Source organism: Sporosarcina sp. Y1011, assembly GCF_057669885.1.
On the sequence record NZ_JBYHFP010000039.1, the window covers coordinates 1 to 3,512 of the forward strand.

Below are 3,512 nucleotides of genomic sequence, written 5' to 3' on the forward strand. Positions count from 1 at the left end.
TCGATTCAAAATCTGGACGCAATTACGCCGAGGCGTAATTGATCTCTTTCAATTTATTCTCCATCAGTCTCAAGTGGGACATATCCGCCGGCATTCCTGCGTATAGTGGGGAAAAAGGCGGTGTCCCTATGAAACGGTGGTTGGTAATTTGTTTGCTTTTTGTATGTTCTCTCGTGGTTGTCTTGTATGGCGTGAATGCTTCGTCTGATCGAAACTTTTTCATGCCTGCAGAACTCGGGGGTGTAAAGATTCTTATTGATCCTGGACACGGAGGATTGGACGGAGGAGCTTCATTTGAAGACGTAGTAGAGCGTGACATCACTCTGAGTATTTCGCATGAATTGAAAAAGCGCCTTGAAAAGAAAGGGGCAACTGTTATCATGACGCGAATGAAAGACGGTGATGCTTTGGCTGAGCATGCACCGCAAGAAACATTTGGAACTATAAGGCAACGTAAAATGGCGGATTTACAATTAAGGGAAAGTATCGCGATTAAAGAAACTCCGGATATGTTCATTAGTGTGCATGTCAATGCCATACCTCAAGAAAAGTGGCGCGGTTCCCAAGTGTTCTATCACCCCGAAGGAGATCCGAACGGTGAATTTTTGGCGAAATCAATTCAAGAATCATTTAGAACGAATTTGAAAAACACGGAAAGGGTTGCGATGGCGATAAAGGGTGTCTATTTGTTGAAAAAAGTACCAACTCCGGCAGTCCTCGTAGAAACGGGTTTTATCTCTAATAACGAAGAACGAGCTCTATTGACAGATCCTGCGTATCAAGGGAAAGTGGCTAATGCAATAACTGAAGGCATTATAGAGTTTCATACTGCGGACGAAAGGTGAGCTGAAAACAATCCTTGAAAACAGAATACTATGTTATACTTGGGGAAGAATTAATTAACCTCCAAGGGGTGTCTATATTGATGAACGAACAAGCAGTACGTGAGTTATTGGGACAGTTGAAAGATCCATTTTTACATAAAACGCTTGCGGAGACGAGTGGAATTATTGGCGTGACAATCAAACCTGAGAAAAAACATGTCAGTGTCAAGCTCGCAATCGCAAAAATTAACACAGCCGAACAAATGGGTCTTCAAACGCAAGTTGTCGATACATTGAAAGGAGCAGGAGCCGATTCCGTCGGTATCCGTTTCGAAGAATTACCGGCAGAGGTGCTAGAACAGTTCCGTGGAAAAGTGACAGAATCGGAAGCTCAAGATATTCTGTCCCCATTGAGTAACGTAGAATTCATTTCAATAGCTTCTGGTAAAGGAGGCGTAGGAAAGTCGACTGTGTCGGTAAACCTTGCTGTAGCGCTAGCTAGGCTTGGGAAAAAAGTCGGTTTAATTGATGCGGATATTTACGGCTTCAGCGTTCCGGATATGATGGGCGTGACTGATTTACCAGTGGTTCGCGGTGATCGGATAATCCCGGTGGAGCGACTTGGTGTCAAGGTTATTTCGATGGGCTTTTTCGTTGAAGATAATGCGCCTGTAGTATGGCGTGGCCCGATGCTGGGGAAAGCGCTTGATCAATTCTTCCGTGACGTTGAATGGGGCGATCTCGATTACCTGTTCCTCGACTTGCCACCCGGCACAGGAGATGTAGCACTCGATATCCATCAAATGATTCCGACTTCTAAAGAAATCGTCGTGACGACTCCGCATCCCACAGCTGCATTTGTGGCTGCGCGTGCAGGAGCGATGGCGCTTCAAACAGATCATGAATTGCTCGGAGTTATTGAAAATATGTCTTGGTTCCAATCAAAAGCGTCAGGTGAACGTGAATTTGTATTTGGACAGGGCGGCGGTGTGAAGCTGGCCGAGGAACTCCGCACAGAGTTGTTAGGACAGATACCACTAGGTCAACCAGACTGGGATGAAGAAGACTTTGCTCCTTCAGTCTATGCAGAAGATCATGTTATTGGGAAAATTTACATGGACATCGCGGCAACTATTATTACAAAAACAGAAAAGTAAAAAACACAGAAAGTGGAGAAGGCTATTCGCCTCCTCCACTTTTACTTTTCTCAGATTCGCCACCACCACCGCCGCCACTGCCACCGCCACTTTCTTCCCCTTTCGGATCCCCGGCTTTTAAAATGAGCTCTTGCCACTTCGTTTGCATTAACGGGCTGTTAATTGTTTCTTGAACGACCTTTTCGAGATGCTTTTTCATATTTGCCGATTGTGTAACTGTTTCCAGTTGTTTTAACATGTCTGGCTGGGAGAAAAATTCTTCCATTTGTTTTTGGAAAGAAGCATCATCCATTAATTGCTTCATGATTTCTTGCTGCTGCTCTTTTACACTTTTAGCAAAACTTTCGTTGAATTTTGGATCTTCAAATGTCTTTTTCCAAAAGTCTTCTCCTTTTTTAGAAAGAAGCGTGTCTTCAACGGATTTCTTTACTACAGGTTGCTCCAAGATAAGCAGTTCTTTGAATTCGGGGTCAGCAAACATTTGCCGAACCGCTTTCTTTCCTTCCTCCGTCTGAAGTGAATCGGTCATCATTTTCTTCATTTCATCGTATGTTGGAGCTGTCGGCTGCGCTCCACACGCTGTCAGCAGAAAAGCTGTAAATAATAGTAGTAGGACTCTTTTTTTCATGGAAATCAAATTCCCTTCCACAAGCATTTTCATTTATTGTTCACAATCCAGCGATAAATATGCATGAAACGTTTAATGAAATAGATTTTTCGTGAAAACGTTGTTACACTATTGGAAGTAATAAAAACGGAGGAACACTATCGTGACTATACGAAATTGGGTAAAATTCTTTTTTACAGCACTATTAATCGGAGGATTCGTAACGGGGATTGCAGGACTTATTATCCGCTGGGAATTCTTTTCTGGATATTTAACGAATGGTGAGTATGGGCAATTCATAGGTGCATTTCTATGGTTAATTTTTCTAGGTTTCACCATGAGCGTTGTCGCACAAATGGGCTTTTTTGCTTATTTGACAATTCATCAATTCGGTGTAAATATCTTCAAAACACTTACTTTATGGAACTGGGTTCAGCTTCTAATCATTGCGATTGTATTATTTGATCTCATCTTCTTCAGGTTCCAATTGACGACGGGTGAAACAGGACGAACAATGTTATATCTTGGATTGCTGGTAACACTTGTGGCTGTATCGGCTATAACGGCTTATTTTAAGGCGAAATGGACAAAGAAATATACACTTATTCCAGCACTGTTTTTCATGATTGTTATTACAACGCTTGAATGGTTACCCGCACTGATGGTACGTTCAGGAAATATCGATTCATGGGTAACAATGTTGCTATTCCCACTTCTTGCGGTAAATGCTTATCAACTTCTTGTGCTTCCAAAGTACAACAGGCAGTCAGATGAAGATAAGGCGAAACTTGAAGAACGCAAAAAAGCACGCCGTAAAGTCCAGAATGCTCAAAAGGCATCCAAAACAAAATGAAAAACAGTACAGTAGCCCATATGGCGAATGTTGTGACCCCTTAAAGTTAGAGTTTTATATTATGCAGCTAA

4 protein-coding genes are annotated in these 3,512 nt (G+C 42.4%); 3 read left to right on the top strand and 1 reads right to left on the bottom strand.

Annotation, left to right across the window (positions count from 1 at the left end; genetic code table 11):
• The first annotated feature begins 128 nt into the window (after window positions 1–128).
• Both AC25Y5_RS18825 and AC25Y5_RS18830 read left to right on the top strand, forming a co-directional pair.
• Window positions 129–845: an N-acetylmuramoyl-L-alanine amidase gene (locus AC25Y5_RS18825; protein WP_482101565.1), complete on the top strand. Its 717-nt coding sequence runs from the start codon at window positions 129–131 to the stop codon at window positions 843–845.
• 80 nt (window positions 846–925) lie between these two features.
• The gene (locus AC25Y5_RS18830; RefSeq protein ID WP_488141635.1) at window positions 926–1,981 is read left to right on the top strand and encodes an Mrp/NBP35 family ATP-binding protein; all 1,056 of its coding nucleotides are present in this window, start codon (window positions 926–928) and stop codon (window positions 1,979–1,981) included.
• Between the two features lie 22 nt (window positions 1,982–2,003).
• On the opposite strand, the gene gerD is transcribed toward AC25Y5_RS18830, so the two are convergent.
• Window positions 2,004–2,609 (bottom strand): spore germination lipoprotein GerD, encoded by a 606-nt coding sequence (gene gerD / locus AC25Y5_RS18835; protein WP_488141634.1) that lies wholly within the window; start codon window positions 2,607–2,609, stop codon window positions 2,004–2,006.
• A gap of 142 nt (window positions 2,610–2,751) precedes the next feature.
• Here gerD and AC25Y5_RS18840 point away from each other — a divergent pair, with 142 nt between their 5' ends.
• On the top strand, window positions 2,752–3,441 hold the full coding sequence (locus AC25Y5_RS18840; protein WP_482101563.1) for a KinB-signaling pathway activation protein: 690 nt from the start codon (window positions 2,752–2,754) through the stop codon (window positions 3,439–3,441).
• Window positions 3,442–3,512: the final 71 nt, after the last annotated feature.

What these genes read in the sequence shown, in the direction of transcription:
- AC25Y5_RS18825 (WP_482101565.1), top strand. Translation starts at nt 129, where the DNA reads ATGAAACGGTGGTTGGTAATTTGTTTGCTTTTTGTATGTTCTCTCGTG.
- AC25Y5_RS18830 (WP_488141635.1), top strand. Translation starts at nt 926, where the DNA reads ATGAACGAACAAGCAGTACGTGAGTTATTGGGACAGTTGAAAGATCCA.
- gerD (WP_488141634.1), bottom strand. Translation starts at nt 2,609, where the DNA reads ATGAAAAAAAGAGTCCTACTACTATTATTTACAGCTTTTCTGCTGACA.